The 25,526-nt window shown below is 44.5% G+C and carries 24 protein-coding genes; 10 read left to right on the top strand and 14 right to left on the bottom strand.

Annotation, left to right across the window (positions count from 1 at the left end; translation table 11 throughout):
- Positions 1–672: 672 nt before the first annotated feature.
- The 3 genes from BLT07_RS10500 to ppsA form a co-directional block, all read right to left on the bottom strand.
- Positions 673–1,065 carry a SpoIIAA family protein gene (locus tag BLT07_RS10500; RefSeq protein ID WP_091868967.1) on the bottom strand — a complete coding sequence of 131 codons (393 nt, stop codon included), beginning with the start codon at positions 1,063–1,065 and terminating at the stop codon, positions 673–675.
- Between the two features lie 124 nt (positions 1,066–1,189).
- Positions 1,190–1,351 carry a hypothetical protein gene (locus BLT07_RS21010; protein ID WP_175455316.1) on the bottom strand — a complete coding sequence of 54 codons (162 nt, stop codon included), beginning with the start codon at positions 1,349–1,351 and terminating at the stop codon, positions 1,190–1,192.
- Between the two features lie 11 nt (positions 1,352–1,362).
- Positions 1,363–3,771, bottom strand: coding sequence for a phosphoenolpyruvate synthase (ppsA, locus tag BLT07_RS10495; protein WP_091868464.1), 2,409 nt, complete (start codon positions 3,769–3,771; stop codon positions 1,363–1,365).
- A 329-nt stretch (positions 3,772–4,100) separates the two neighbouring features.
- Between ppsA and atpD the strand changes: the two genes are divergently transcribed.
- Genes atpD through BLT07_RS10450 form a run of 9 tightly spaced genes read left to right on the top strand, consistent with a single transcriptional unit; the run spans position 4,101 to position 10,852 of the window.
- Positions 4,101–5,567 (top strand): F0F1 ATP synthase subunit beta, encoded by a 1,467-nt coding sequence (gene atpD / locus BLT07_RS10490; RefSeq protein ID WP_091868462.1) that lies wholly within the window; start codon positions 4,101–4,103, stop codon positions 5,565–5,567.
- A gap of 21 nt (positions 5,568–5,588) precedes the next feature.
- Positions 5,589–5,981, top strand: coding sequence for a F0F1 ATP synthase subunit epsilon (locus tag BLT07_RS10485; protein WP_245726510.1), 393 nt, complete (start codon positions 5,589–5,591; stop codon positions 5,979–5,981).
- A 1-nt stretch (position 5,982) separates the two neighbouring features.
- Complete coding sequence (locus BLT07_RS10480; protein WP_091868460.1) at positions 5,983–6,309, top strand: AtpZ/AtpI family protein; 327 nt, start codon at positions 5,983–5,985, stop codon at positions 6,307–6,309.
- Positions 6,302–6,604: an ATP synthase subunit I gene (locus BLT07_RS10475; protein ID WP_091868458.1), complete on the top strand. Its 303-nt coding sequence runs from the start codon at positions 6,302–6,304 to the stop codon at positions 6,602–6,604. The genes BLT07_RS10480 and BLT07_RS10475 overlap by 8 nt, the downstream gene beginning before the upstream one ends.
- Before the next feature lies 1 nt (position 6,605).
- On the top strand, positions 6,606–7,307 hold the full coding sequence (locus BLT07_RS10470; protein WP_091868456.1) for a F0F1 ATP synthase subunit A: 702 nt from the start codon (positions 6,606–6,608) through the stop codon (positions 7,305–7,307).
- Between the two features lie 50 nt (positions 7,308–7,357).
- Positions 7,358–7,627, top strand: a complete 270-nt coding sequence (locus BLT07_RS10465; RefSeq protein WP_091868454.1) for a F0F1 ATP synthase subunit C — start codon at positions 7,358–7,360, stop codon at positions 7,625–7,627.
- Between the two features lie 6 nt (positions 7,628–7,633).
- Positions 7,634–8,413, top strand: a complete 780-nt coding sequence (locus BLT07_RS10460; RefSeq protein WP_091868453.1) for a F0F1 ATP synthase subunit delta — start codon at positions 7,634–7,636, stop codon at positions 8,411–8,413.
- Position 8,414: 1 nt separating this feature from the next.
- A complete protein-coding gene (locus BLT07_RS10455; RefSeq protein WP_091868451.1) occupies positions 8,415–9,965 on the top strand; it encodes an alternate F1F0 ATPase, F1 subunit alpha in 1,551 nt (516 codons plus the stop codon).
- Positions 9,965–10,852, top strand: a complete 888-nt coding sequence (locus BLT07_RS10450) for a F0F1 ATP synthase subunit gamma (protein ID WP_091868449.1) — start codon at positions 9,965–9,967, stop codon at positions 10,850–10,852. The genes BLT07_RS10455 and BLT07_RS10450 overlap by 1 nt, the downstream gene beginning before the upstream one ends.
- Before the next feature lie 148 nt (positions 10,853–11,000).
- On the opposite strand, the gene BLT07_RS10445 is transcribed toward BLT07_RS10450, so the two are convergent.
- From BLT07_RS10445 to BLT07_RS10420, 6 genes are all read right to left on the bottom strand, one after another.
- Positions 11,001–11,453, bottom strand: a complete 453-nt coding sequence (locus tag BLT07_RS10445) for a pyridoxamine 5'-phosphate oxidase family protein (RefSeq protein ID WP_091868447.1) — start codon at positions 11,451–11,453, stop codon at positions 11,001–11,003.
- A 208-nt stretch (positions 11,454–11,661) separates the two neighbouring features.
- Positions 11,662–13,362: an alpha-glucan family phosphorylase gene (glgP, locus tag BLT07_RS10440; protein WP_217633316.1), complete on the bottom strand. Its 1,701-nt coding sequence runs from the start codon at positions 13,360–13,362 to the stop codon at positions 11,662–11,664.
- A gap of 214 nt (positions 13,363–13,576) precedes the next feature.
- Positions 13,577–15,046: a cardiolipin synthase gene (gene cls / locus BLT07_RS10435; protein ID WP_245726508.1), complete on the bottom strand. Its 1,470-nt coding sequence runs from the start codon at positions 15,044–15,046 to the stop codon at positions 13,577–13,579.
- A 35-nt stretch (positions 15,047–15,081) separates the two neighbouring features.
- Positions 15,082–15,756, bottom strand: coding sequence for an ABC transporter ATP-binding protein (locus tag BLT07_RS10430; protein WP_091868445.1), 675 nt, complete (start codon positions 15,754–15,756; stop codon positions 15,082–15,084).
- A 178-nt stretch (positions 15,757–15,934) separates the two neighbouring features.
- Complete coding sequence (locus tag BLT07_RS10425) at positions 15,935–17,197, bottom strand: ABC transporter permease (RefSeq protein ID WP_091868443.1); 1,263 nt, start codon at positions 17,195–17,197, stop codon at positions 15,935–15,937.
- Entirely contained in the window at positions 17,194–18,276 is a 1,083-nt protein-coding gene (locus BLT07_RS10420) for an efflux RND transporter periplasmic adaptor subunit (RefSeq protein ID WP_245726507.1), read from the bottom strand. The genes BLT07_RS10425 and BLT07_RS10420 overlap by 4 nt, the downstream gene beginning before the upstream one ends.
- A gap of 377 nt (positions 18,277–18,653) precedes the next feature.
- On the opposite strand from BLT07_RS10420, the gene BLT07_RS10415 reads away from it, so the two are divergent.
- A complete protein-coding gene (locus BLT07_RS10415) occupies positions 18,654–18,854 on the top strand; it encodes a hypothetical protein (protein WP_091868439.1) in 201 nt (66 codons plus the stop codon).
- A 110-nt stretch (positions 18,855–18,964) separates the two neighbouring features.
- Here the strand turns inward: BLT07_RS10415 and BLT07_RS10410 are convergent, their stop codons facing one another.
- From BLT07_RS10410 to BLT07_RS10390, 5 genes are all read right to left on the bottom strand, one after another.
- Positions 18,965–19,171 (bottom strand): YgaP family membrane protein, encoded by a 207-nt coding sequence (locus BLT07_RS10410; RefSeq protein WP_091868438.1) that lies wholly within the window; start codon positions 19,169–19,171, stop codon positions 18,965–18,967.
- Between the two features lie 19 nt (positions 19,172–19,190).
- On the bottom strand, positions 19,191–19,496 hold the full coding sequence (locus BLT07_RS10405; RefSeq protein ID WP_091868436.1) for a hypothetical protein: 306 nt from the start codon (positions 19,494–19,496) through the stop codon (positions 19,191–19,193).
- 61 nt (positions 19,497–19,557) lie between these two features.
- On the bottom strand, positions 19,558–22,788 hold the full coding sequence (locus BLT07_RS10400; RefSeq protein WP_091868434.1) for an efflux RND transporter permease subunit: 3,231 nt from the start codon (positions 22,786–22,788) through the stop codon (positions 19,558–19,560).
- 239 nt (positions 22,789–23,027) lie between these two features.
- Positions 23,028–24,110: an efflux RND transporter periplasmic adaptor subunit gene (locus tag BLT07_RS10395; protein ID WP_091868432.1), complete on the bottom strand. Its 1,083-nt coding sequence runs from the start codon at positions 24,108–24,110 to the stop codon at positions 23,028–23,030.
- Positions 24,111–24,194: 84 nt separating this feature from the next.
- Positions 24,195–25,493 (bottom strand): TolC family protein, encoded by a 1,299-nt coding sequence (locus BLT07_RS10390; RefSeq protein ID WP_091868430.1) that lies wholly within the window; start codon positions 25,491–25,493, stop codon positions 24,195–24,197.
- Between the last annotated feature and the right edge of the window lie 33 nt (positions 25,494–25,526).

The raw sequence follows: 25,526 nt of genomic DNA, 5'->3' as shown, positions 1-25,526 counted from the left end.
AAGGAGATACTTAGAATACCACTTTATGGCCGCTATGGCATTGCTGCTTAGAAGCCTTATTTTAAAAAGAAACAGGAAACCGAAGTCTCCTGTTGCCCATGAAGTGCTTAAAGCTCTTCATCATAATCCCCGGCCTTTCGGCAATGGATTAATTTTTTAAAAGAATCCGGGATACCGAAATACCCCGGATTCCTAGAAGATGTTATTCGCCCCAATGACCTCTTATACTGGACCTTACTTGAATTTATCGCTAAACTCGTTCTTGACTCAAAAGGTTTAACGGGTGTACGTAACCTCTTCTTTAACTTTGGCTTCTTGTTTTCCCACGCAACAATAAACCAAACTACTTATTTTATCAAATAACTATTTTTCTTTCAATTATATCGCTAAGATAAGGTAGCGTACCGTTGTTCAAAATGACCTACGTCAGTTTGGGGTTTTTTTTCGTTTTTTTAACAGTATTTTTTTTAATCCATTGATATAACCTATCCTCGTCTTCTTTTTTGCAGATGAGCATTTTTCAGATTATCTTTTCGATTGTTCTTTTTTAATTTTTGTTTTCTTAAAAATTTAAGGGTATCGTCAAATTCATAGATAAAGGGAGTTCCGGTGGGTACTTCAATGTGCGGGACATCCCCATTTCATTTATTTTCATGTTGTTGACGGAAAGTTTCATTCTTTATGGTCAGGATTTACAAAGGCCATGGCTTCCTCCATTTGTGCAACGTCAAAATAGCGTTCCTGTCTTCCCTTACTTGCCCTTGCAAAGAAAAGATTGTCTATGGGGACCAATGCTTTCAAAATATTGGAATGAGCGACAATGGCCAGGTGTCCTAATTTCTTATAATTTCTAAGAGTCCATAACGTATCTTCAAAAAATGCTTTTGAACTGCTTTTTGAAATTTTCATTTCATCCAGCTTGACCAAAAGGTTGATTTGCTCGAATCCCTCTTCGATCTTTTCTTCAAAGAACTTTTGGCAGAGCTTTTCATCGGTTTCCGAAAAACCATCGATTACCTCAATGGCCAACACATTTTTTTTGAATTTTTCTAGTTGTTCTATCATGAGCATTATGTTTTATCAATTTTTAAAATTTTACTGCTATCATCTTTGAAATAACATTCCTTAAAATGAATTTGACATGATTTCATTTGCGCAAGTCGCGCCTTTATCAAATCGATCTAGATTTTCAAAAGTGGTCTTGGCTATGTTTTCTAGTGCCGTATTGGTCAAAAAGGCTTGTATCCAAAGCCATATAGGTGTTCAATATTTTCTGAGTGTTTTTGCCATCATCGGTATTTTCTAGATACTTTTTTTCCCAATTGTGGATATTGAATATGGCTATGTTCATTTTATGTATTTTTAATTGCTACTCTCTGCCATACCAAATTCCACGGTACTATCTTCCGCCTTGTTGATGTTCTCAATACCCATAATCAACGCATCCGGGTTAAATGAGATACTGTTGATGCCCTTTTCGACCAGAAACTGTGCAAATTCGGGATAATCGCTTGGTGCCTGTCCGCAAAGCCCGATCTTGGTGTGTGTTTTTTTTGCGGATGCAATGACCATGGCTATCATTTTTTTGACCCCTGGATCGTTGATGTCGAAGATGTCGCTCAACAGTTCAGAATCCCGATCTACTCCCAACGTTAATTGGGTCAAGTCGTTGGAGCCGATGGAAAAGCCATCGAAGAATTCGGCGAATTCCGCTGCCAAGATTACATTGTTGGGTATCTCGGTCATCATGTACAGTTCTAATCCGTTTTCGCCACGTTTGAGTCCATTTTTAGACATGACCTCGATTACTTTTTGTGCCTCTTTTAAGGTGCGGCAAAATGGGATCATAATCTTTACGTTATCTAGTCCCATATCCTCGCGCACCATTTTCATCGCCCTGCATTCCAGTTCAAAGGCTTCTTGGTACTTGGGGTGGTAGTAGCGCGATGCACCCCTGAACCCGATCATGGGGTTCGATTCTTCGGGCTCGAATTCCGTACCACCGATCAAGTTGGCATATTCGTTGGATTTAAAATCGCTGGTGCGAACGATGACATCCTTTGGATAAAAGGCCGCAGCAATGGTCGCAATGCCTTCTGCCAATTTATGTACAAAATAATCTGCCTTGTCGGGATAATGGTGCGTCATTTTTTCGATTTTTTCCTTGACGGATGCATCCTTCAATCGGTCAAAATGCTTCAACGCCATCGGATGGATCTGTATGGAGGTATTGATTACGAACTCCAAGCGCATCAAGCCCACACCCGCCGTAGGGTAGAACGAAAACTTAAAGGCCTGATCGGGATCGGCCAAGATCAGCATGGGTTGGGTCTTTGGTGTTCCCAAGGACGAAATGTCGACTTCTTTTTCCTCCCATTTCAAACGGCCATCATAAACGATGCCCGTATCGCCTTCGGCGCACGATATGGTAATTTCCTGTCCGTCTCTAATGACCTTCGTCGCGTTCAAACTGCCCACAATGGCCGCTGCGCCCACTTCTCGGGCAACGATGGCGGCATGGCTTGTGCGCCCGCCCTGATCGGTAATGATGCCAGCCGCTTTTTTAAGAATCGGGTCCCAATCGGGATCGGTGCGTTCCGTAACCAGAATTTCCCCCTTTTGCAATTTGTCGGATTGTTTGGGACTGTGCAAGATCCTCGCTTTTCCAGCCGATATTTTGTTGCCGAGGCCCATGCCGCGTGTCAGTTCGCTGCCTTTTTCCAATAAGGTATAGGTGTTGATCTTTAGTTTGTTTTTAATGGCACTTTGCACGGTTTCGGGCCGCGCCTGTACGATAAAAAGTTCGTTGGTTTGCCCGTCCTTGGCCCATTCAATGTCCATCGGACGTTTGTAATGGTCTTCGATGATCAATGACCATTGGGCTAGTTTGATCACTTCAGCATCACTTAACACAAATTGTTCCTGTTTTTCTGGGGAAGTGTCCAAGTTTACAATACCGCTTCCGGAAGTATCGTAGACCATGGTCTTCTCCTTACTGCCCAGTTGACGTGAAATAATCGGTTGCCGGATGCCGTTTTTCAGGCTTGGCTTAAAGACAAAATATTCATCGGGATTGATGCTGCCCTGCACGATATTTTCGCCCAATCCCCAAATGCTCGACACTAAAACCACTTGGTCGAAACCCGTATCGGGGTCCAAGGTAAAGTTCACACCAGAGGCCGCCAGATCTGAGCGAACCATCAACTGCACCCCGATCGAAAGCGCGACTTGGGTATGGTCGAAACCATTGTCTTCACGATATTTTATGGCGCGATCCGTGAACAACGAGGCATAGCACTTTTGACAGGCCTCGATCAGTCCGTTTTTGCCCTTTACGTTCAGATACGTCTCTTGCTGCCCCGCAAAACTGGCGTTGGGCAAGTCTTCGGCGGTGGCGCTACTACGCACGGCGAGCGAGAGTTCGCCCTTGTATTTTTTAGCTAGCGCATCATAACCTGCCTCAACGGAATTTTTGATGGCTGATGGAAAAGTGGCGTTAAGAAAAAGCTCCCGTGCCTTGGTGCCTATGTCCCGCAGATTTGAAAAATCTTTGGTATCAAGTTCGGCTAGCGTCTTGAAAAGTTTATCCTTGATTTTTGCCTTTTCCAAAAAATACCAATAGCCTTCAGAGGTAGTGGCAAATCCGTCCGGCACCTGTACGCCCTTCAGTGTCAACTTTTGGAACATTTCGCCCAACGAGGCGTTCTTACCGCCCACTAGTGGTACATCGTTTATGTCTATTTCATTGAAGTGTTTTATGTAGTTTATCATTTTCGTCTTTTTAAGAATTAGAAGGACAAAATTTCCGTGTTTAAATGTTTTTTACAATGATGTAGATCAGTTAGGGGAAAAGAATTGCGTCGTCATTAAAAGTATTGGACCTATATTTTTTATCAGGCCTTGATTTGAAAAAATGAAATTAAGGAAGCTATTTACTTTGGTTTGCTGCTTAAGTATCACTAACCCAACCAAAGACCCACTGATTTTAAACATATCCCGACGGTTTCATATCGAAATAAAAATTGACAATATGACGTGGGTCATTTTACTTAAGATATTATGGATATACTTTTATTTCTTAAAAATCCTAATAAAACATAATGGCGGGTACCATAAAGGATATAGATAGCAAACTTTTGTTGGGTAAAGTGGTCGCCGTACGCGGTAGCGTGGTCGATATTTGGTTCGATACTGATCTGCCGTCCATCAATACCTTGATCCATACGGGCTCCAATAACGAAATTGCTGTAGAGGTTCTATCACAATTGGACGACCATCGGGTGCGCGGTATCGCCCTGACCCCGACCCAGGGATTGGCGCGTGGAATGATGGCCGAAACGTTTGGAGATCAATTGACCGTTCCGGTAGGCAATGAAATTATGGGCCGTATGTTCGATGTGTTCGGAAATACCATCGACCACGGAACTCCTTTGCCCAAACTTCAACGCAACAACATACACCAACTGCCGCCCCCTTTGGCGAGACGTTCTACCAAATCGGAAATATTCGAAACGGGTATCAAGGCGATCGATGTGATGGTGCCATTGCAGCACGGTGGCAACGCAGGACTTTTCGGTGGGGCTGGCGTGGGCAAAACGGTGCTATTGACCGAGATGATCCATAACATGGTGGGGTACCACCAGGGCATCAGCATGTTCTGCGGTATCGGCGAACGCTGTCGGGAGGGCCACGAACTTTACCACGATATGAAAAAAGCCGATGTGCTGAAGAACATGGTCATGATGTTCGGGCAGATGAACGAGCCGCCGGGGGCCCGTTTTCGGGTGGGCCATGCCGCGCTTACCATGGCGGAATATTTTCGGGATACCGAACATCGCGATGTATTGCTTTTGATCGACAATGTTTTCCGTTTCATACAGGCAGGAATGGAAGTGTCGGGCCTCATGGGGCAGATGCCCTCACGATTGGGCTATCAGCCCACTTTGGGCACCGAACTTTCAAAGCTCGAAGAACGGATCGCCAATACCGATACGGGTGCGATTACCTCCATACAGGCGGTCTATGTGCCTGCCGATGACCTTACCGATCCCGCTGCGGTGCATACCTTCTCCCATCTTTCGGCATCGATTACGCTGTCGCGCAAAAGGGCCGGCGAGGGACTTTTTCCCGCGATTGACTTGTTGCAGTCCAGTTCAAAAATGGCCACCCCGGGCATCATCGGCGATCGACATTATTCCATTTTGCAACAGGTTCGGCAAACCTTGGCGCAGTATGAAGACCTGAAAGATATTATTGCCATGCTGGGCCTGGAACAGCTTTCCGTCAACGACCGAAACATCGTCAACAGGGCAAGACGCTTGGAACGTTTCTTTACCCAACCCTTTTTCACGACCGAGCAGTTCAGTGGCCTAAAGGGTAAAGGAGTACGGTTGGCAGATGCATTGAAGGGCTGTGAACGCATACTTTCGGACGAGTTCAAGGATCTGCCCGAAAGTGCCTTTTATATGGTAGGCACTTTGGAAGAAGTCTTGGAAAAGGCAAAAAAAGAACAGCATAAAGAGAATACGGCTACCGTCCAGACCGAAAAGCAATCGGTGGAGGCATAGACAAAATTGAAAACGATAACCATGATGGAACTATTCATTCTTCTTCCCTTCAAGGTGTTCCTGAAAATATCAGGGATACAGCGTATAGTGGTGGATACGAACATGGGTTCCTATGGATTTTTACCGCAACGGTTGGATTGTATCGCCGCCCTGATACCCGGTATTCTGACCTACGAAACACAGCAGGGCTCTATTCATTATATAGCGGTCGATGAAGGTATTCTGACAAAGACGGAAAATAAAGTACAGATATCCGTTCGCAACGCAATTGCCGGTGCCGATCTTGGAAAACTTCGCGAGGCCATTGAGACGGAGTTCAAGAACCTTGACGAAAAGGAAAGGGAAACCCGCAAATCGGTGGCCAAGTTGGAAACCGAATTTATCCAAGGAATCAAAAAACTGCGTCAAACCTGATATGGAACCCAAGAATAAGAAAAAAGAGTCGGAATTTCTAAAGGAAGTAGGAAACAAAGAGCGGCAAATGGTAAGGGCACAAAAGGAGGAGAAAAGAAGTGTTTGGGCCGGTCTTGGCACCTTTGGCATGGTGGGCTGGTCGGTAGCGGTGCCAACCGTACTCGGTACCGTGTTAGGGCTATGGCTCGATGGGCAATTCCCGCAGTCCTTTTCATGGACGTTGACCCTCTTGGTCGCAGGCCTGTTCATGGGCTGTGCCATCGCATGGCAATGGGTAGCAAAGGAAAATAAAGCGATGCACGAACATAAAGAAGATAACAATGAATGATTTGGGAATGACCCTATTGGTTTTGTTAGGAGGATCCATACTAGGGATTTTATTTTTCGGAGGACTTTGGTTCACGGTCAAAAAAGCATTGGTATCCAATAGGCCTGCACTTTGGTTTTTGGGTAGTTTGATCGTTCGAGTGGGGTTGACGTTATTGGGCTTTTATTATATGGGCCGTGGCGATTGGAAAAATATGGTTTTTTGTCTACTGGGTTTTATAATCGCTCGTTTTGCGGTATTGCGAATAACCAAAACCATGGAGGCAAAGGAATTACAACTGAAAAATCAGAACTGAAATGGACCTGAGTCCCGATGAGACAATTTACTGGCAAAATGGCTTTGTAACCATCAACCTGACCTTGGTGACCACTTGGGCCTTGATGTTGGTTTTGGTGCTTGCCGCCGTACTAGTTACCCGAAGGTTGCGTACGGATCTTAGGATTTCGAGGTGGCAATGCATCTTAGAAATGCTCGTTACGGGCATGAACCAACAGATCAAGGAGGTAGGACTGAAGCATTCGGAAAAATTCATCGGTTTTATAGGCACGCTTTTTATTTTTATCGCCTTTGCCAACCTATGTATTATTTTTCCGGGTTATGTGCCGCCCACCAGTTCGCTCTCTACCACGGCGGCTTTGGCCGTATCTGTTTTTTTGGCCGTACCCCTGTTCGGCATTGCGGAAAGTGGCATTTTGGGCTATCTGAAAACCTATGTGCAGCCGACCTTTATCATGTTGCCCATTAACATCATCGGCGAACTATCGCGCACCTTGGCCTTGGCCGTACGTCTGTTCGGTAACATTATGAGCGGTGGTCTTATCGTGACTATTTTATTGAGTATCGCCCCCTTGTTCTTTCCCGTATTGATGACCATATTGGGATTGATAACGGGAATTATACAAGCCTATATTTTTAGCATTTTGGCCACCGTCTATATTGCTGCGGCAACGGAGGAATCGGGTCAAAAAAGAGAATATAAAATAGAGAATAGAACTTAGACCAGAAACAAGACTTTTAAAAACAATACAACAACATAAAACAAATAATCATGGACAATACAACTTTAATAGCAATGGTCTCGATCATCATGGCCGGAATAACTACAGGAATCGGGTGTATGATCCCCGCTTTGGGACAGGGAAAATCCATTTCTACGGCCCTGAGCGCTATGGCACAACAGCCCGATACGGGTCAGACCATTACCCGAACGCTTTTTGTGGGTCTGGCAATGCTCGAATCATTGGCAATATACTGTTTTGTGATTTCCATGATCTTAATCTTTGCCAATCCGTTCTGGAACCATTTTATCGCTAAATAGATTAAAATGAAAATCAATTGGTTTACGCTGATCGCCCAGATCATCAATTTTTTGGTGTTGATGTGGTTGCTGAAACGCTTCCTCTACAAACCCATCCTGTCCGCCATAGATGAACGGGAAAACAAAATAAAGGTGCAGCTCAACGATGCAGAAATGCAAAAGACGGAGGCTACAAACGAACGTGAAGAATTCAAACGGAAGAACGAAACTTTCGATAAACAAAAGGATGGAATGCTTCAAAAAGCGGCCGCCGATGCCAAGGTGGAGGGCGACCGTTTGAAAGAAGAGGCAAGAACGGAGGCCAATGTGCTAAAAACCAAACTGGAGACCGCCTTTACCGAAGATCGTGCGACCAAAAACAATGAAATGACAAAACGCGTTCAGGGGGAAGTACTTGATATAGCGAGAAAGACCTTGTCCGACCTTTCATCGGCCGATCTGGAGGGGCAAATGGTGGAGCTTTTTATAAAAAAGATAAGCACCCTGGAGGCAGACTCAAAGAAAAAGTTCACAATCGCAGTATCGGCAAAAACTCCGATTTTGGTGCAGAGTGCCTTTGAACTATCGTCAGGGCAACAGACCGAGATCCAAAAATACATCAATGAGTTTTCCGATGGAAAGCATGTAGTTCAGTTTAAAGTGGATGCCGAACTTATCGCTGGAATCGTACTTATTGCCAATGACTATAAATTTGCTTGGAATGTTTCGGATTATTTAAAATCCTTAGAAAACAACATATCCGTCCTCAAATCAAAGGAAACCAAAATTAAAAAGAAAGTGAATTAAAATGGCAGTATCTGATTATAAAGGTTTATTAGACAGTACCTTCGACCGATTGGCGAAGGCCAGGGAAAGCCATGTGTACGACTTCGTACCCCAAGAGATCGGGAAGGTTACCAGCGTTTCGGAAGGGGTGGTCAAAGTATTCGGCCTACCGAATGTGGGTTACGAAGAATTGTTGAAGTTCCCCGGGGAGTTATACGGTATCGCCTTTAATATCGATGAAGATGAAATAGGAGTTGTATTACTGGGCGAGGATTCCGAACTCAACGCCGGCGACGAAGTGGAACGTACGGGCCGCGTAATGGATATTCCCGTCGGCGACGCATTGATCGGTAGGGTCATCGGTCCGTTGGGCCGACCTCTGGACGACAAAGGCGCCATCGCACATGAAAAAAGATTGCCCATTGAGCGCAATGCCACTCCCATAATGGATCGTGCCGCGGTTACCGTACCCTTGCAAACGGGCATCAAGGTTATCGATGCGCTGATTCCTATTGGCCGCGGCCAGCGCGAACTCATCTTGGGCGACCGCCAAACGGGCAAGACCGCCATTGCTGTCGATACCATCATCAACCAAAAGGACAAAAACGTACTTTGCGTGTATTGCGCCATTGGCCAGCGTGCATCTGCGGTGGCACGGGTTATCGCCAATCTAAGGGAAAATGGCGCGATGGACTATACCGTGGTCGTGGTTACGGAAGGGAACAACTCCCCTGGACTGCAGTACATCGCCCCCTATGCCGCCACGACTATCGCAGAATACTTTATGGAACAAGGCAAGGACGTACTGATCGTGTATGACGATTTGACCAATCATGCCCGTGCCTATCGGGAACTATCATTGCTTTTGAGAAGGCCACCGGGAAGGGAAGCTTTTCCGGGCGATATCTTTTATATCCATTCCCGCCTATTGGAACGGTCTACCCATTTGAGCGAAGAACTTGGTGGTGGATCGTTGACCGCTCTGCCTATTATCGAGACCGAGGCGCAGAATATTTCGGCCTATATTCCCACTAATTTGATATCGATTACCGATGGGCAGGTATATCTTTCGCCCAAACAGTTCGAGCTGGGTATTCTGCCAGCGGTGGAAGTGGGCAAATCGGTCTCCAGGGTTGGCGGAAAGGCACAGTTGCCAGCCTACCATACCCTTGCTGGAAATCTGAAACTCGGCTTTTCGCAGTTCGAGGAACTGGAAACCTTTGCCCGTTTTGGTTCCCATTTGGACGAAGACACTAAAAAGACCATTGAGCACGGCAAGCGAATCCGGGCCTGCCTCAAACAAAATGAACTGCAACCGCAATCTGTTCCGGAACAGATTGTGGTATTGCTCGCCTTGACAGAAGGTCTTTTTGATTTCGTTCCTTTGGAAAAAATGAAAGTCGCAGAAGCGACCTTGATCAAGACCGTTTCGGAACTTCCTGCCGAGACTTTAAAAAAAATAAATTCCGATTCCGTAATGGACACAGCGGAACTCCAACCGATTTTGGAGGCGGCCAAAAAGGCCCTTGCTAGTTTTCTGGAAACTTCCGAGTTACCAAAAGATCAGACCTAATGGATACCTTGGAAAGTTTAGGCCGACAGATTACGGGGGCTGGGGAACTGAAATCCATCGTCCGTACCATGAAGGCCATGGCAGCGGCAAACATCGGGCAATATGATATGGCCATGGGCTCCTTGGGCGATTACCAGACCAATATTACCCTAGGGATCATTGCTTATTTAAGGGAGGTCAGGGTCGAACGATGGACGGATGAAGAGTCCATCAAGAAAAATCCCGAAAAATCGGCTTGTGCCATTGTTTTTGGATCTGATCTGGGGTTTGTCGGGCAGTTCAACGATTCCCTAACGGAATTTGTATCAAAATCATTGTCCACATATCCCGGAAAGATTGAAATATGGACTATTGGCGCACGTATTCCCTTATTGCTGATGGATATTGGGCAGACGGTAACCCAACAATTTGACCTTCCGAATTCCATTAACGCCATAACGGCACTGATCGGTAACATTTTGGTGCAGGTGGAGGAAAACCATGAAAGTGGATACCTGAACGAATTTTATATTTTTCACAACCGCTTGGCAGAAGCTGGTTCTTACCGGCCCGAAAGCCATCGGCTACTGCCCTTGGACCAGCAATGGCGGCAAGAAGCATTAAAATTAAAATGGCCGACCCAAAAAATACCGGAGGTCATAGGGGATGGTGCGAAAATGATACGGCGATTGATCAGTCAATACCTTTTTATAACCCTCTATAAGGCCTGTGCCGAGTCATTGGCGAGTGAGAACTATAGTCGATTGGGTGCCATGCAGCGTGCAGAAAAGAATATAGAAGAATTACTTGACGATATTGGCCATACCTACCACCGATTGCGGCAGAGTGGCATAGACGAGGAGCTTTTTGATGTGGTTTCGGGGTTCGAAGCATTGAAGAAAGGTTAGAACTGGATGGAATTTCCCCCATTTGGCCGTTCAACATTTTTGTCTGAAGGCATGCAGCAGCGACGACAGCACGAATATGCGCCGTTCCAATTTCGGCAACCATTTGATTACGTAGAGACGGATTACCATGGTTGGACGGATTGCGGTTTTAGGCCTCCCTTCGTTTCCCCGTAATCTCAAGAATTTTGATCCGATACACAATGGGAATGCCCTTTGTATATAATTTGCTCGAAAACTCACTAATAAACTGAACCTCTTTGTGTTCTTTTCTATGGATCATACCTTTTATGCCTTCGGTAAATTGGTGCAATTTTTGCTTGGCAAGGCTGCCTTCCAGTTCTTCGAAGGTACCGTGTATTAAGGCGGACTCCCAATTGATCATCGATTGTACCTGTTCCGCCACCATTGAAACCGATGGATTTTTTCGCATAGCATCGATTTTATGTCCTTCCTTTGTATAGCTTATGATGCTATTATCCTCATGGTCAAAATAATAGGTAGTGGGAATTACAAAAGGTCTCCCTTGCGAGATATAGGCTAAGTGCCCCTTGTAGTTGTTTCTAAGAACATTGTTACTCTCGCTAATTGTTAAATCTGTCATCTTATTTTAAATTAGTTATACATGATTTATTGAAATAGTGAAATTGTATTGATTTTTTGTTTGTCCTAAAAACGGGAAATTCCAATACCTTTACCGCTGCCATAGTATCAGATTGTCTTCTAAGGGTACGGATATACCTTCGTAATTCGGAATAATCCGTACTGTATAATCACTGGCAGATCGGGTGGTGCTTATGTGGGCATGATACCTATAAATGGGCTCTTTTAGTTGACTCCCGTTCTCCATTTTGTCCATTTGCAAAAAGTTGTACCAAAATTGTATGGGGATTGATCCCGTTAGGCGATTCCGATATATTATACTGAAAACCACCCTCAACACAATCAATCGAAATTTCACCGAAATGAATACCCTTCCATTTGTTTCTCAAATCGTGTCTAAAGCTAACTATTCCCTTCCCTATATTACCATTTTTTGAGGCTCTTTTTAGATAATTTACGGCGGCGGGCAGGTAATGCTTCTCTGTGTATTCCCGAACGGCACGCTTGGCTGAAAACATTGGTGTCAATGTGGCCATGCTATTTCGCATTTTTGCAATCCACTCCTCGGGAATTCCGTCTTGGTTACGATTATAAAATTTGGGTACGATTTCTTGTTCCAGTATGCGGTACAGGGCATCCGCTTCCATGGCATCCCAGTTGGTACCAGTATCATACTCATAGGTATCGCCCAAGGCCCATCCCACTTCGGGATTGTAGGCCTCCGCCCAACATCCATCCAATTGGGATAAATTGATGCTCCCATTGACGAGTACTTTCATACCACTGGTGCCATAGGCTTCCCGAGGGCGTCGTGGTGTGTTGACCCATACATCTGCACCTTGTACCAGAGGTTCCTTCAAAAGCATATCATAGTCACTAAAAAAGACTGCGTGATGATATAGAATATGTTGTTGGATGAACTGTACCCATTGCCGGATCAGCGCTTTTCCCGATTCATCAAATGGAGGTGATTTTCCGGCGATAACAAGTTGTACAGGAGGGTCGGGGTCGGTCAATAATCGAATAAACCTTTCGGTGTCGCACAAGAGTGAATTTGGCCTTTTGTAGGGGACAAAATGCCAGGCGAAACCCAGGGTCAATGTATTTGGATCAAAGATGTTCGATGCGATATCGGCAACTTCGTTAGGTTCTGCGGTATCCCTTAAATGTTTTGCGAATCTTTGCCTTACATAATCGACCAGTTTTGCACGGGAAGTTTGGCGAAGTTGCCATAGTTCAGTATCGGACACCCCTGAAATGTCAAATTTCAGGGTTTCAAGATCTCCCCGCCAGCGATCTTTTCCACAGGCATCCGTCCAGATTTTATCCGCAGATTCAGAATCCCAGCTTGGCATATGTACCCCATTGGTCACCGACCCTACCGGTACTTCATCTTTTGGCCAGCGGGGAAACATATTCTGAAAAAGTCTACGGCTCACCTCTCCGTGCAAACGACTTACCCCATTCACGGCACCACTTCCACGTAGGGCCGAAAAAGCCATATTGAAATTTTCCGATACATTCCCCGAATCTTGCCTGCCCATTGCCAGGAAGTCATTAAAATCAATACCCAAATCATTTTTGGCGTAGGCGCCAAAAAAGCGCCACATCAGTGAAGGGTCAAAATGATCGAATCCTGCACCAACCGCAGTATGGGTCGTAAATATATTGCCTGCGCGGGTAGTGGCCAATGCTTCTTCAAAAGAGGTTCCTGTTGCCTTCATAAAATTAGCGGCTCGTTCCAATACCAGAAATGCGGCGTGCCCTTCGTTGATGTGACAAACTCCCGGTTCTATGTTCAGTGCTTTCAGTAATTTGCGTCCACCGATGCCCAGAATGATTTCCTTTTGAATGCGCAACTCAGATCCGCCACCATATACTTCACTGGTAATGCCCCTATGAACAGGAATATTAAGATACGAACAATGCTTACGAAATGATTCAAATCAGTTAATAGAAATAATTTTGGATGATTAATGTGGGTAATCTGATATCACAATGAAATGTCTTTTTGGGATGATTTAAATCATTTTGGATGAAAGTCCCCTCGAGTACATTTATCGATATGATTTTTTAGGGACTGTTTTGAAATAGGGTAACCAACAAAAGGACGAGATTTGAACATCATAATATCGGACTAAAAACCTTGGCAAACCCTTCCTTTAATTTATCGGGCCATGACCGTTTTTGATGTTCTTGGTAGGTAAGTTGACGGCTACCCTGGCTATCCTGTAAAAAATCTTCCTTTAACGCTGTAACGACTTTTGGGTCATAGATGATCGCGTTGACCTCATAGTTTTGTTCAAAACTGCGTACATCGATATTCGCGGTACCTACCGATGCGATGGCATCATCGCTAAGCATAATTTTACTGTGCAGAAATCCATCTGGGAAAAGATATACCTTGATCCCGGCCCTGAGCAAGGGTTCAAAATAGGAACGCACGCTCCAGTTGACTAATCGGCTATCGTTCTTTTCAGAGATCAACAAACGCACATCGACCCCGCTGAGGGCGGCCGTTTCCAGTGCGGTAAGAATGGATTGCCCGGGAATGATATAGGGGTTGGTGATATACAAATAGCGCTCCGCCGAATTGATGATCGAAAAATAGACCTGTTCGATGGCCGGAAAATCATCATCAGGCCCGCTAGAAACAATTTGAACCGTAGATTCTCCACCTACAAAAGATGCTGTTTTTCGAGAGGGCCGGATTTCTTGCCCGCTTACCAACTGCCAATCCACTAGAAAGACTTGGTTCAGTTCATCCACCGCCGGACCTTGGATTTTAAGGTGCATATCGTGCCATTTTCCCAAAATTGTATCGTCTTTCAGGTATTTGTCCGATACGTTGATGCCGCCGGTAAATGCCGTAACGCCATCGACTACGATGATTTTCCGATGGTTTCGATAGTTGAGGGATACCAAAAACCGCCCGAAACTAAAGGGCAAAAACGGAAAGACCTCGACCCCGATTTGCTTCAATTTTTTAAGATAGGGTCTGCTCAACGAAAAGCTTCCGATACCATCGTAGATCAAACGTATTTTAACACCCTGTAGCATCTTTGTCCTGAACAGTTCCAATAGTTTATCGGCCAATTCGCCTTCCTCGAATATGTAATATTGCAGGTGAATGTAGTCCGTAGCGGTTTCCAATGTGCTGAAAATAGTCTTGAAGGTCGTTTTGCCATCCTTTAGATACACCACTTCATTATTTTCAGAAGGATTAAAACCACTGTTCTGCTGGATTAAGCGAATTAGTTTCTTATGTTTTTCATTAATTTTAGGGGTTTCTGGAATAACAGTCCCGCCGTCCGTCCGAACGATCTCTTTAGACAATCGCTCCCACCGTTTCTTTCTGCGATTTCTGCCCACCATTAGGTATAACAAGATTCCCCCAACGGGAATCGTAAATATAGCCAAGAGCCATGCTAAGGTCTTTGAAGGGCGTACCCCGTTGACCAAAAGACTGATTACGATGGCAAGGGCAATGACCACATAAATGATGAAAAAAATGGTGTAGAGCATCTGGCGTAGCTTAATAAAGCGATGGCTAAAATAGGCTGTTTGCTTTGTAATGAATATGATATCGATCATACTATGTAAACTGAAATCAATAGGGCCAAAGTAATTTAATTTACTATTCGCCCATCCTCCATTTCGATAATACGATCTGTACGCTTGGCAAAATCTTCGTCATGGGTTACGACCAAGAGCGAAAGCCGTTGCTCTTCGGTAAGGCGTTTAAAGATATTGAAGACGTTTTCGGAGTTTTGACTGTCCAAATTCCCTGTAGGTTCGTCGCCCATCAAGATGGTGGGATTGTTGATCAAAGCACGGGCAATCGCTACCCGTTGTTTTTCTCCCCCAGAAATTCTTGATGCGCGTTGTTCGGTCAAATGTTCTATATGCAGCATTTTCAATTTCTCATGGGCATCATGTTCGATTTCTGCTTGTGACTTCTCGGCCAATTTTTTGGCGGGTAACATCACGTTTTCAAGTACGCTAAATTCCGTCAAGAGGTAATGGAACTGGAACACGAACCCGATATTCTTATTACGGATCCGAGAAAGTTCTTCATGGGGTTTTCCGGTTATCAATTGATCGTTTAGATACAAGTCTCCCGTATAGTCCGTATCCATAGTGGAAAGAATGTAAAGTAAAGTAGATTTCCCACAACCGGATTTCCCCATTATAGATGCAAACTCCCCTTCTTTGATTCCAAAAGAAATATCCTTCAGCACATGAAAATCCTTGGGCTTGTAAAAGTGTTTGTTTATGTTTTTTGTTTCCAGAACAAGTTTCATGTTTCAAAAGAGTTCAAGTTCATACCTAGTCTGCGCTCAGTTACCGTACACAAGATCCCCTAAAATTGTATGGCAAAAATTTATGGGTTTTATTCGGTTGGAGAAAATCTTTCTTTGATTAAGGATTACTGCCATTTAAACATTGCACTCATAAACTGTTACTTACTGCCAATATTTTTCAAGTACCCCTAATGATTTTTACCGGATCGATTTTTTTCGCCTTGTTGGCCGGTAAATATCCTGCAATAAAAGTGGATATCAACGCAAAGACGATTCCTATGGCATAATACATGGGATTGTAATTGATGGGGTAGGTCTTGATCGTCGGCAACGCCTCGGTCTCAAAGGGCGCATTGTCGATCATAACGGAAAGGCCGAAACCCATCAACAAGCCCAAAAGTCCGCCCATAAGACCAATGATCATCGCTTGGCTCATAAAGATCAATTGCACGTCGCGACCTGAAAATCCAGTTGCCTTTAAAATGGCGATGTCCTTCATTTTTTCGTAAATAAGCATGTTCAGAATGTTATAGATCCCAAATCCGGCCACAATCAACAGCGTAATCGAAACGGCGTAGGTAATCAGGTTTCTGATGTAGGAACCGGTTTCAAATTGTGCATTGGCCTTGTTGATATCGATGGCTTTGACATCGAATTGCCGTTGCAACCCTATCGCCATTGCCGGTGCCTGATCTATATTAAAGAGCTTTATGTTAATATCGGTAATATAGTTTTCCGGTTCGCCCAAAATACGTTGTGCGGTCTTTAGGTTCACGTAGCTCTGCACATTATCGATTTCGGCCAATCCACTTTGATAGATACCAACGATTTTTAAGGGAAAAATAGTCCCTGCTACGGTACTGACCTGCACACGGTCGTCCACCGAAAGGGACATTTTTTCGGCCAACCCCGCACCCAAAAGGATTCCGTTGGCATTATTTCGCAATGCTTCAGGTGTTCCTTCTACGATGTAGTCGTTAATGTTTGACAGGCGCGCTTCCTCGGTAATATCTACCCCTACCAAGGTACCGCCCAATTCTATTGAGCCAGAGATATAGAAAATTTGCGCCAGCAATTGTGGGGTCACCCCTTTTACGGCATCGTTGGCTTTAAGATAGTTTAAGATAGGCAGCGCATTGTGAATCTTTTTTTGGCTCTGTTTCGGTTTCACTGAGCGCACTACGTTGAAAGCATTCTCAAACTCGGCATATAGGGAAACTGGCTGCTTTTCGGAAGGTTCGATTTCGTTATACAATCGGATGTGTGGCGTTCGGTTGAGCGTCAGCCCATCGAGTAGATCGTTCAGCCCGGTCATAAACCCCGCCATGGTAATGTATGCCCCAATACCAAAAGTTACCCCGAGCGCAGCCGTAACCGTACTTTTCATCTTGGTCAACAAATGTGTCTTGGCAATGTTGAGTATGACTTTCCAATTGATCATTTCTCTGGCTTTAAGATAGGGGTGTCGGCATCAAGGCCTTCAAGAATTTCGACTTGGTCTAGGTTTTGCAGTCCGATTTTTACGGCTACCGATCCATTTTCGGTTTTTACTTGATTTCCATTGATAAGATAGGATTTGGGAATGGTCAACACATCCTCTTTTTGGGCGATGACAATATTGCCCTCCCCTGCCAGACCGGGATATAAAGTTTTTGGAGGATTTTTAAAACGTGCCTCCACCTTAAACGTCTGCGACCTTTCATCTTTTCGTGGATAGATCTTACTGACATCAGCGTCGAAAACTTCCCCTTGATATGCATCCAAGGTAACCAACACCTTTTGGCCGACGGTCAGTTTTACAATATCGACCTCATCGACCAGCATTTCAATGATAAAAACAGCATCACTGCCTACTGATGCTAGCGGTTCCATTGTGGTTGCGATTTCTCCTGGTTCCTTAAATAGCGCATAGACCTTTCCATTGATTTTGCTGGTAACAGTAAAATTTTCCGTTGCGATTTGGGAAGTTTTTAGAGTGTTGGAAGCTTGTAGCACCTGTGTGTGCAAATCGTTTTGGGTTCGGTCGTATCGGCTTCTTAGCAAGTTCAGATTGTTACGGGAAAGTTCGTAGGCCAGCTTACGGTTGTCGAATTCCACTTTTGAGCCGATCTGCTGTTCCCATAATCGCTTTTGCCGAAAGAAATTGATGGAATCGTTCTGAAATGTCAAGTTCGCTGCCTGTATTTCGTCCTTCAATCCTTTTAAAACTGCCGAACTTCCGCTATAGTTTTCCCATGCCAATTGCAATGCCAGTTTTGCGTTTTCGGTATTCAGCTTTGGCGTGTTATTGATGATTTGTAGCAATGGTGTTCCCTTTTCAACGATATCGCCTTCCTCGACCAAGTTATTATCCAAAATTCCCGCTACGGCTGCATACGCTTGGTATAGGCTATCCGGTTGAACGGTTACCGAAGAATAGACCGATTCGGTCAAGGCTGTTTTCCGGGGAAGGATTTTTTCCTGTTTCCCATCGCATGAAAGCCACAACAGCGTAACAAAAAATAGGATACTTTTTTTCAATGGTTGATGTCTTAGGTTGGTTATATTCCCAACAAAATTATCGAGAAAAGTTTGCAAGATTGCCACCATTCAAAACTCCAAATTATGTTGTTATGCAACAATGACTTTAATCATAAAAACTCTAGGATGTCTGTCATAACTTTGAGACCATAGATTTAAAGTACGAAAAATACGACCTTACCGATGGAAACAATCATCACAGAATACCCGTATTGGTCATCACAGAATAATTCCCTGATTTTGATCTCAAAAAAGTAGTTTTCGGATTCGAATTTTAGATTGAGAATGTACCGGCATATCACAAAGCCGTAATATTGTTCAATTCCCTAAAAACGGATGTTAAATTAGTGCATGTTAATCTTCCTGGAATCAACTTTATGAGCACCACCAAAATACAGGAAGAAATCGATAAATTTCTCAGGGTCGCCCTTCATGGCCATTTGCCCGACAATATAGAAGTGCACCAAATTTCAGATTATGCCGCAGAAATAGGATTGTACCCTTACGCAAAAAGATCCCTACGGACTTTAAAGGCCTTACCACTCAAGGCCGAAGCGGACTGGTACATTTTTTTGTAGTAACATCGGCGAAAATCTTGCCCACCATGTGAATTTGCCGGCAATGACTTTTAGAATTCAAATATAGAAACCTGTTTCCCGCCAATTCTTCTGTTTTACTAATTTTAACATTAAACCGTACAACTATCCCCTTCTTTCTTCACACCTAATTTGTGCAAGAATTTCTCCATTAAGCACCATTGAGTAAAAGAAGATTGTAATAGATTGGCACCCACGAAAAGGGTAAACCAAAGCCAGTTAATGTTGACGTACATCGCCAAAAGCACGCTGATGATAATGAAGATGCCCGCAATGGCACGGATATATCTGTTGATCATAATTGTTGATTTTAAGTTCTTAAATAGATTTTTCTATAGGAACCACCACCGCTTTTATGGGGTTGTTGGTTTCCAAGGTTGAATTAAATTCTTTAATCAGCTCGAAAAGGATTTCAATATTTCCATCTTCGGTAAAGGAAAAGAACAAACTTGATTCTACCCTACCTTTTTCACTAGGGAACCAACTTGCGGTTCGCACCATTGACGTATGATTTTTATACCCATCAATGTCCGAGCCGCTAAAGCTCTCGATATTCGCTTGTTTAAAGAGTCGCAAGATTTCTTTTTCGAATTGCTCTACGACGGTTACGATCAGTAGTTTCATAAATATTTCGTTTTAATGTCATTCCCGTAAACGCAGGAATCTTTTTCGTTATCTATATTTCTTAATCTTCATTTTGGTGTTTTGTTTCTTCAATCTCAATTTCCGGATACTTTTTCCTTTCGATCATATAATACACCAAGGGCACCACCAACAAAGTCAAGACCGTAGAGACAATCGTACCACCCATCAGCGAGATGGCCAATCCTTGGAAAATAGGATCGAACAAAATGACGAACGCACCGATCACCACTGTTCCCGCGGTTAACAAGATAGGAGTGGTACGCACTGCCCCAGCTTCGATTGTCGCTTGTTTTAATGGCACACCATCCGCTAATCGCAGATTGATAAAATCGATGAGTAATACCGAATTCCGAACCATAATTCCTGCCAATGCAATCATGCCTATGAAAGAAGTTGCCGTGAAAAATGCGCCCATAACCCAATGTCCTAATACAATTCCTATCAATGATAATGGTATGGCAACCATCATTACTATAGGTGCTTTAAAGTTTTGAAACCATCCTACGATCAAGATATAAATCAATATTATGGCGCCTAAAAAAGCGATTCCCAAATCCCGAAAAACTTCAAGGGTAATTTGCCATTCCCCATCCCATTTAACCGTATAATCATCTTCAAAATCAGGCTGGCCCAAATACATTTCTTTAAGGGCATACCCTTGTGGCAATGCAATTTCATTTAGTTTTTCTTCCATGCCGAGAATAGCATAAACGGGACTCTCCAATTCCCCAGCCATATCGGCCAAGACATACACTACCCGTTTTTGGTTTTTGCGATAGATGCTTTTTGCACTTGTGGTCTCCTCAATATCGGCCAGATCGCCAATCGTAACCATATTCCCTTGGTTCGATTTGACCTTTAATTGGGCGATATCGTTGATTGTGGATTTTTCCTTTTCGTCCAAAGCCAATAGCAATCCTATTTGGTCGGCGGCATCCTCATCGTATAGATTGGTTACCGCCCGTTCCGAAAGTGCCATGTTCATGGTCTGGGCTATTTGCTGCGGTGCGACACCGTACAACATCGCCTTTTCCTTATCGATAATGAATTGATATTCCTTCTGGTCATCCTCTACCATCCAATCCACATCCACCACATCATCGGTATTTTTTAGGATATTTTGCACTTGATTCGCAATGTCGATTTGTGTATCATAATCGGGGCCATAGATTTCGCCAACTATTGTGGAAAGTACAGGAGGCCCCGGCGGCACTTCTACAATTTTAATATTGGCGTTGTACTTCGCACCGATACGCTGTATTTCAGGCCGAAACAAACTGGCGATGCCATGGCTTTGTGCACTGCGTTCACCCTTATCTATCAGATTGACCTGAATATCGGCCATATTGCTACCGCCGCGCAGGTCGTAATGGCGTACCAATCCGTTAAAGGTTATCGGGGCCGAGGTGCCTACATAGCTTTGATAGTTGACGACTTCGGGGCGGGTTCGCAGGTATTGGGCGACCTCCTTGGTTACAACTCCTGTACGCTCTAAGGTCGTACCTTCGGGCATGTCAATGACCACCTGAAACTCGTTCTTATTATCGAACGGCAGCATCTTTACGGCAACGGATTTTGTAAAGAACATCGCCACCGAGCCTATCAATAGCAAGAAGGTAATCCCCAAGAACAGCCAACGGTATTTTTTGTTCTCAATCAAGGGGCTCTCAAACTTCTTGTACCAGTGGTAGATCAAGGTATCCTCCAAAGGTTTTTCAACTTTTTCTTTTCCATTCTTCTCCTTTTCCCGTAAAAAGATATAGCCTAAATATGGCGTAATCGTCAAGGCTACAAAGAGCGATAACAACATCGCGATCGAGGCACCAATGGGCATCGGCGACATATACGGACCCATCAAGCCCGATACAAAGGCCATAGGCAAGACCGAAGCGATAACGGTAAAAGTGGCCAAAATTGTTGGGTTGCCCACTTCATTGATGGCATACAGGGCCGCCTGTTTGAACGGCAATCGTTTCATTTTAAAATGGCGGTGCATGTTCTCGGCGATAATAATGGAGTCGTCAACTACGATACCGGTTACGAATACCAAGGCAAAAAGTGTAATCCGATTCAGGGTATAGTCGAGCATATAATAGCTCAGCAAGGTCAGTGCGAACGTAATCGGAACGGACAAAAATACCACCAATCCGCCGCGCCAGCCCATGGCCAGCATGACCACAAAGGTCACGGCGATAATCGCCCCGATCAGGTGCATCAATAGTTCAGAAACCTTGTGCGAAGCCGTTTCCCCGTAGTTTCGCGAAACTTCAACATGCACATCATCGGGAATCAAGGTCTTTCTCAAATGGTCTACCTTATCGATGATCACATCAGAAATCTTCATCGCATCCGCGCCCTTGCGCTTGGCGATGGAAATCGTAACTGCGGGGTATTCGGATTTATAAGTGCCTGCCTTTTGGCTGGCCTGCCCAAAGCCAAGGGATACATAATCCTTTGGGATTTCGGGGCCGTCCTGAACAATTGCGATTTGCTTCAAGTAAATAGGTCGGTTCTGCTGTATGCCCACAACCAAATTCTCCACATCGGAAACCGTTTTCAAGAATTTTCCCGTGGTGACCAAAAATTCCGTATCGTTCTTATCGAACGAACCGCCGCTCAACTGTTGGTTATTCACCCTGATCATCTCGGCGACGGAAAGAAAATCGAGTCCGCTTGCGGCCATTAAATCCTTGTCGAGCACCACGCGTAACTGTCGTTCGCGCCCGCCTATTTTTTGGGTGGCCGAAACATCGGTTACTTTTTCGATCTCGTCGGTCAGTTCCTGTGCAATCTGTTTTAGGCGGTAGTCGTCGTAATTTTCGCTCCACAGCGTGAGACCCAACATCGGCACATCGTCGATAGCACGGGTCTTCACGAGCGGAAAGGTTACGCCTTGCGGCATAATGTCCATATGTTTGTTAATCTCGTTGTACAGCTTCACGAACGAGCGTTCGATATCCTCGCCTACGTAAAATTGCACGATCACCATGCCCTGTTCCTTCATTGAGGTCGAATACACATATTCCACCCCTTTAATGTTCGAAATCAGTTTTTCCAAGGGTTTTGTCACGCGACTTTCCACCTCGGTCGGACTCGCCCCGGGGTAGCCCACAAAAATATCGGCCATCGGCACGTCGATCTGGGGTTCTTCCTCCCGCGGGATCAAAAACGAACTATACACTCCAATGACCATAAACACTATCATAAGCAGCACCGTTAATTTGCTACCTATGAACATTTTGGCAATCTTACCTGCTAAACCTTCTTTCATTCTTTCTAGTTATTTTGTTTGGCGTTTTGCTAATTTCTGCTCCTTCCCCTTTGTTGGGTAAGGTGGGGCCCGTTCGTCATATACGGACAGGGTCGGAAGGGGTAGAACATGAACTTTTGGGCTTGAACCCGAACTCAGAATTTTGGAGCTATGGTTGAGGCTTTCAACCCCTCCGTTTTTTTGCTTCGCTTAAGTCCACCTCCCTTCGTCTGAGGGGAGGAGCCGTTAAATACTTTCTATCATTGCACCGAAACCTTAGCACCATTGAACAATTTGCCTTCCGCCAAAACAATGTATTGTTCGTCTGCGGAAAGCCCCGCAAGCACTTCTACCTTATCCCCAAATGTTCTCCCCAAACGCAGCCAGCGCAAGAGGGCGGTGTTGCTTTGGCTAATGGTATAGACCCCAATTAACTGTCCGTTTTCGACAAGGGCCTGGGTGGGGACCATGACTGCACTGGTCGCTACATTCCGTTCCACAGGAAATTGTACCGTAGCGTACATACCCGATAAAATGTTGGTATCGGAATTTTCCAAAACTACTTTCACCAGATACTGTCCGCCTGTATTTTTGGCCGATGTGCTGATTTCTGTCACTTTTCCCTTGACTGTTTGGTCCGATGCTTTTAGTTGTACAGTTACTTCGGTATCGTTTATAATTTCCAGAATTTCCGATTCAGGCACCATCGCCAAAACTTGATATTTTCCGGGGGATTCCACTTCCAATAAGGGCATCCCCGGATTTGCCATATCGCCCGCATTGATGAACTTATTGGTCACGACCCCGCTAAAAGGTGAACGGATATTCGAGTACGACAGTTGCGCATTGACCTCGTTCTTCAATTGTGTAGCCGATTCCAATCTTGCTTTCGCCATGTCGTAATTGGCGGTCATATCGTCCAGTTCTTTTTGGGAGGCGCTGTTCTCTTGAAACAATGCGGTATATCGGTTAAAGTCTTTCTGGGCAATGTTAAAGGCGGCCTGGGCTTCGTCTATTCCGGCATTTACCTGCGCCAGTTTAGCAGAAACATCGGCATTGTTGATGCTCAGCAATAATTGTCCGTTTTTAACCTTGTCGCCTACGTGCACATAGATTTTATCCACATACCCCATCATTCGGGTACTGATGTTGGCACTTTTGATAGCTTCTACCTTGCCACTAACCGTCAAGAACGGATTGCTATTATCTTCGGAAACCGTACTCACTTGCACGGCCACCGCGGGGGAGTTATCGGCTACCGCTTGCTTATGTTCACCGCCACAACTTGCGAGTAGTAGCGTAATGGTAAGTACTGCCGCTAGTATATAATTTTTGTTTTTCATTTGTTTTAGTATTAAGTACTTAGTATTGAGTATTTAGAATTTTTTTTACGGTCGACTGCAAAGGCCTACCGCCCACTTTTTTCATTATTTCATCAAAAAATGCACGTACGCCAATGCGTAATTGTGCTGAAAAATAGTGTTGTAATATTCCAATCGTTTTTGGGAATATTGAGTTTCGGCCATCAACAGATCCGTTGTTTTTTCAAGTCCTTGTTCAAATCGATTAGTTCGGATACGCAGCGATTCTTCCGATTGTTGCAGGGCTAGTTTTGTCAATTTTAGTTTGTTCAGGGCATCTTCCAATCCCCGTTTGGCCTTGTTCAGTTCTAGTTGGCTTTCCGCCTTGTATTGTTCTAACTGGAATTTCGATTTGTCGTATTCCGCTTGGCTTTTTTGTATTTTTCCGATGCGTTGGCCTCCTTCGAAAATATTCCATTTAAGTTCCGCCCCGTACAAATAGCCGTTGGCAGCTCCTTGAAAAATTTTATCGTCGTGCAGCTCATAGGTGCCAAAGGCGTTCAATTTTGGCAAAAAGGACATCTGGTCGGCCTTGTGCATTTGTCGATAGGCCTCCGTAGCTGAATGCATTGCCAAAATGTCCTTTCGGTTTTCCGACAGGTTCTCTGTGGGTACGGTATTGTATACCACCGACAATGAATCGGACGGCCTTAAAATCTGATCGCTGTCACCATCCATCAAAACGGAGAGATAGTTGCTGGCGTTCAGAATATTGGTTTTCGCATATTGCAATTGATTGTCGATTTCGGTTACCCGAACCTCGACCGCCAACACATCTGATTTTTGTAGATAGCCCTGTTTAAAGCTGTTGTCCGCTATACGCTTGTTCTCCATTGCGGTCCCTTTGGCCTTTTTTAGAACTTCCACCGTTTTGTAGGCGAGCTGCAGTTGCATATAGGCCTTTTCGACTTCGAGTTCCAAATAGTCCTGTTTTCGTTCGGATTGCAGTTCGGCAGCGTTCCATTTGGCCTTGGCGGCTTTACGCTGAAAAATGCCATCGAAATTCAGTAAAGGTTGCTGTACTTCGACCCTAGTAGCGTAGTCTTCGATCTGTCTGGGATTGTTTAACAGATCGGGGTCGAAATCGGCCGCTGTCAAAATCTCTTGGTTCAGTTTTGTGCCAAACGCCATCAGCGGATTTGTGGTGGCGATACCCGTGTGGGACACGCTAATGTTGGGCAGCAAAACTGCATTGGTCCGATTAAAATCGCCTTTGGCGGCCAATACATCTTGTTGCGCCATTTTAAGCGTGTTGTTGCTTTCCTTCACTTTGGATAAAACTTCTTCCTTGGTAATAAGGTCCACCTCTTGGGCAATTCCCGAATAAAAGGCAAATAATAATAGCCATCCTAGTTTGTGCTTCATCGCATTAGTTTATTTGGGACAAAATTAGAGCAG

This window comes from Pricia antarctica (assembly GCF_900101815.1).
GTDB lineage: Bacteria > Bacteroidota > Bacteroidia > Flavobacteriales > Flavobacteriaceae > Pricia > Pricia antarctica.
This window is presented reverse-complemented; position numbering and strand designations above follow the sequence as displayed.

What these genes read in the sequence shown, in the direction of transcription:
- BLT07_RS10500 (WP_091868967.1), bottom strand. Translation starts at nt 1,065, where the DNA reads ATGATAGAACAACTAGAAAAATTCAAAAAAAATGTGTTGGCCATTGAG.
- BLT07_RS21010 (WP_175455316.1), bottom strand. Translation starts at nt 1,351, where the DNA reads ATGAACATAGCCATATTCAATATCCACAATTGGGAAAAAAAGTATCTA.
- ppsA (WP_091868464.1), bottom strand. Translation starts at nt 3,771, where the DNA reads ATGATAAACTACATAAAACACTTCAATGAAATAGACATAAACGATGTA.
- atpD (WP_091868462.1), top strand. Translation starts at nt 4,101, where the DNA reads ATGGCGGGTACCATAAAGGATATAGATAGCAAACTTTTGTTGGGTAAA.
- BLT07_RS10485 (WP_245726510.1), top strand. Translation starts at nt 5,589, where the DNA reads ATGATGGAACTATTCATTCTTCTTCCCTTCAAGGTGTTCCTGAAAATA.
- BLT07_RS10480 (WP_091868460.1), top strand. Translation starts at nt 5,983, where the DNA reads ATGGAACCCAAGAATAAGAAAAAAGAGTCGGAATTTCTAAAGGAAGTA.
- BLT07_RS10475 (WP_091868458.1), top strand. Translation starts at nt 6,302, where the DNA reads ATGAATGATTTGGGAATGACCCTATTGGTTTTGTTAGGAGGATCCATA.
- BLT07_RS10470 (WP_091868456.1), top strand. Translation starts at nt 6,606, where the DNA reads ATGGACCTGAGTCCCGATGAGACAATTTACTGGCAAAATGGCTTTGTA.
- BLT07_RS10465 (WP_091868454.1), top strand. Translation starts at nt 7,358, where the DNA reads ATGGACAATACAACTTTAATAGCAATGGTCTCGATCATCATGGCCGGA.
- BLT07_RS10460 (WP_091868453.1), top strand. Translation starts at nt 7,634, where the DNA reads ATGAAAATCAATTGGTTTACGCTGATCGCCCAGATCATCAATTTTTTG.
- BLT07_RS10455 (WP_091868451.1), top strand. Translation starts at nt 8,415, where the DNA reads ATGGCAGTATCTGATTATAAAGGTTTATTAGACAGTACCTTCGACCGA.
- BLT07_RS10450 (WP_091868449.1), top strand. Translation starts at nt 9,965, where the DNA reads ATGGATACCTTGGAAAGTTTAGGCCGACAGATTACGGGGGCTGGGGAA.
- BLT07_RS10445 (WP_091868447.1), bottom strand. Translation starts at nt 11,453, where the DNA reads ATGACAGATTTAACAATTAGCGAGAGTAACAATGTTCTTAGAAACAAC.
- cls (WP_245726508.1), bottom strand. Translation starts at nt 15,046, where the DNA reads ATGATCGATATCATATTCATTACAAAGCAAACAGCCTATTTTAGCCAT.
- BLT07_RS10430 (WP_091868445.1), bottom strand. Translation starts at nt 15,756, where the DNA reads ATGAAACTTGTTCTGGAAACAAAAAACATAAACAAACACTTTTACAAG.
- BLT07_RS10425 (WP_091868443.1), bottom strand. Translation starts at nt 17,197, where the DNA reads ATGATCAATTGGAAAGTCATACTCAACATTGCCAAGACACATTTGTTG.
- BLT07_RS10415 (WP_091868439.1), top strand. Translation starts at nt 18,654, where the DNA reads ATGAGCACCACCAAAATACAGGAAGAAATCGATAAATTTCTCAGGGTC.
- BLT07_RS10410 (WP_091868438.1), bottom strand. Translation starts at nt 19,171, where the DNA reads ATGATCAACAGATATATCCGTGCCATTGCGGGCATCTTCATTATCATC.
- BLT07_RS10405 (WP_091868436.1), bottom strand. Translation starts at nt 19,496, where the DNA reads ATGAAACTACTGATCGTAACCGTCGTAGAGCAATTCGAAAAAGAAATC.
- BLT07_RS10400 (WP_091868434.1), bottom strand. Translation starts at nt 22,788, where the DNA reads ATGAAAGAAGGTTTAGCAGGTAAGATTGCCAAAATGTTCATAGGTAGC.
- BLT07_RS10395 (WP_091868432.1), bottom strand. Translation starts at nt 24,110, where the DNA reads ATGAAAAACAAAAATTATATACTAGCGGCAGTACTTACCATTACGCTA.
- BLT07_RS10390 (WP_091868430.1), bottom strand. Translation starts at nt 25,493, where the DNA reads ATGAAGCACAAACTAGGATGGCTATTATTATTTGCCTTTTATTCGGGA.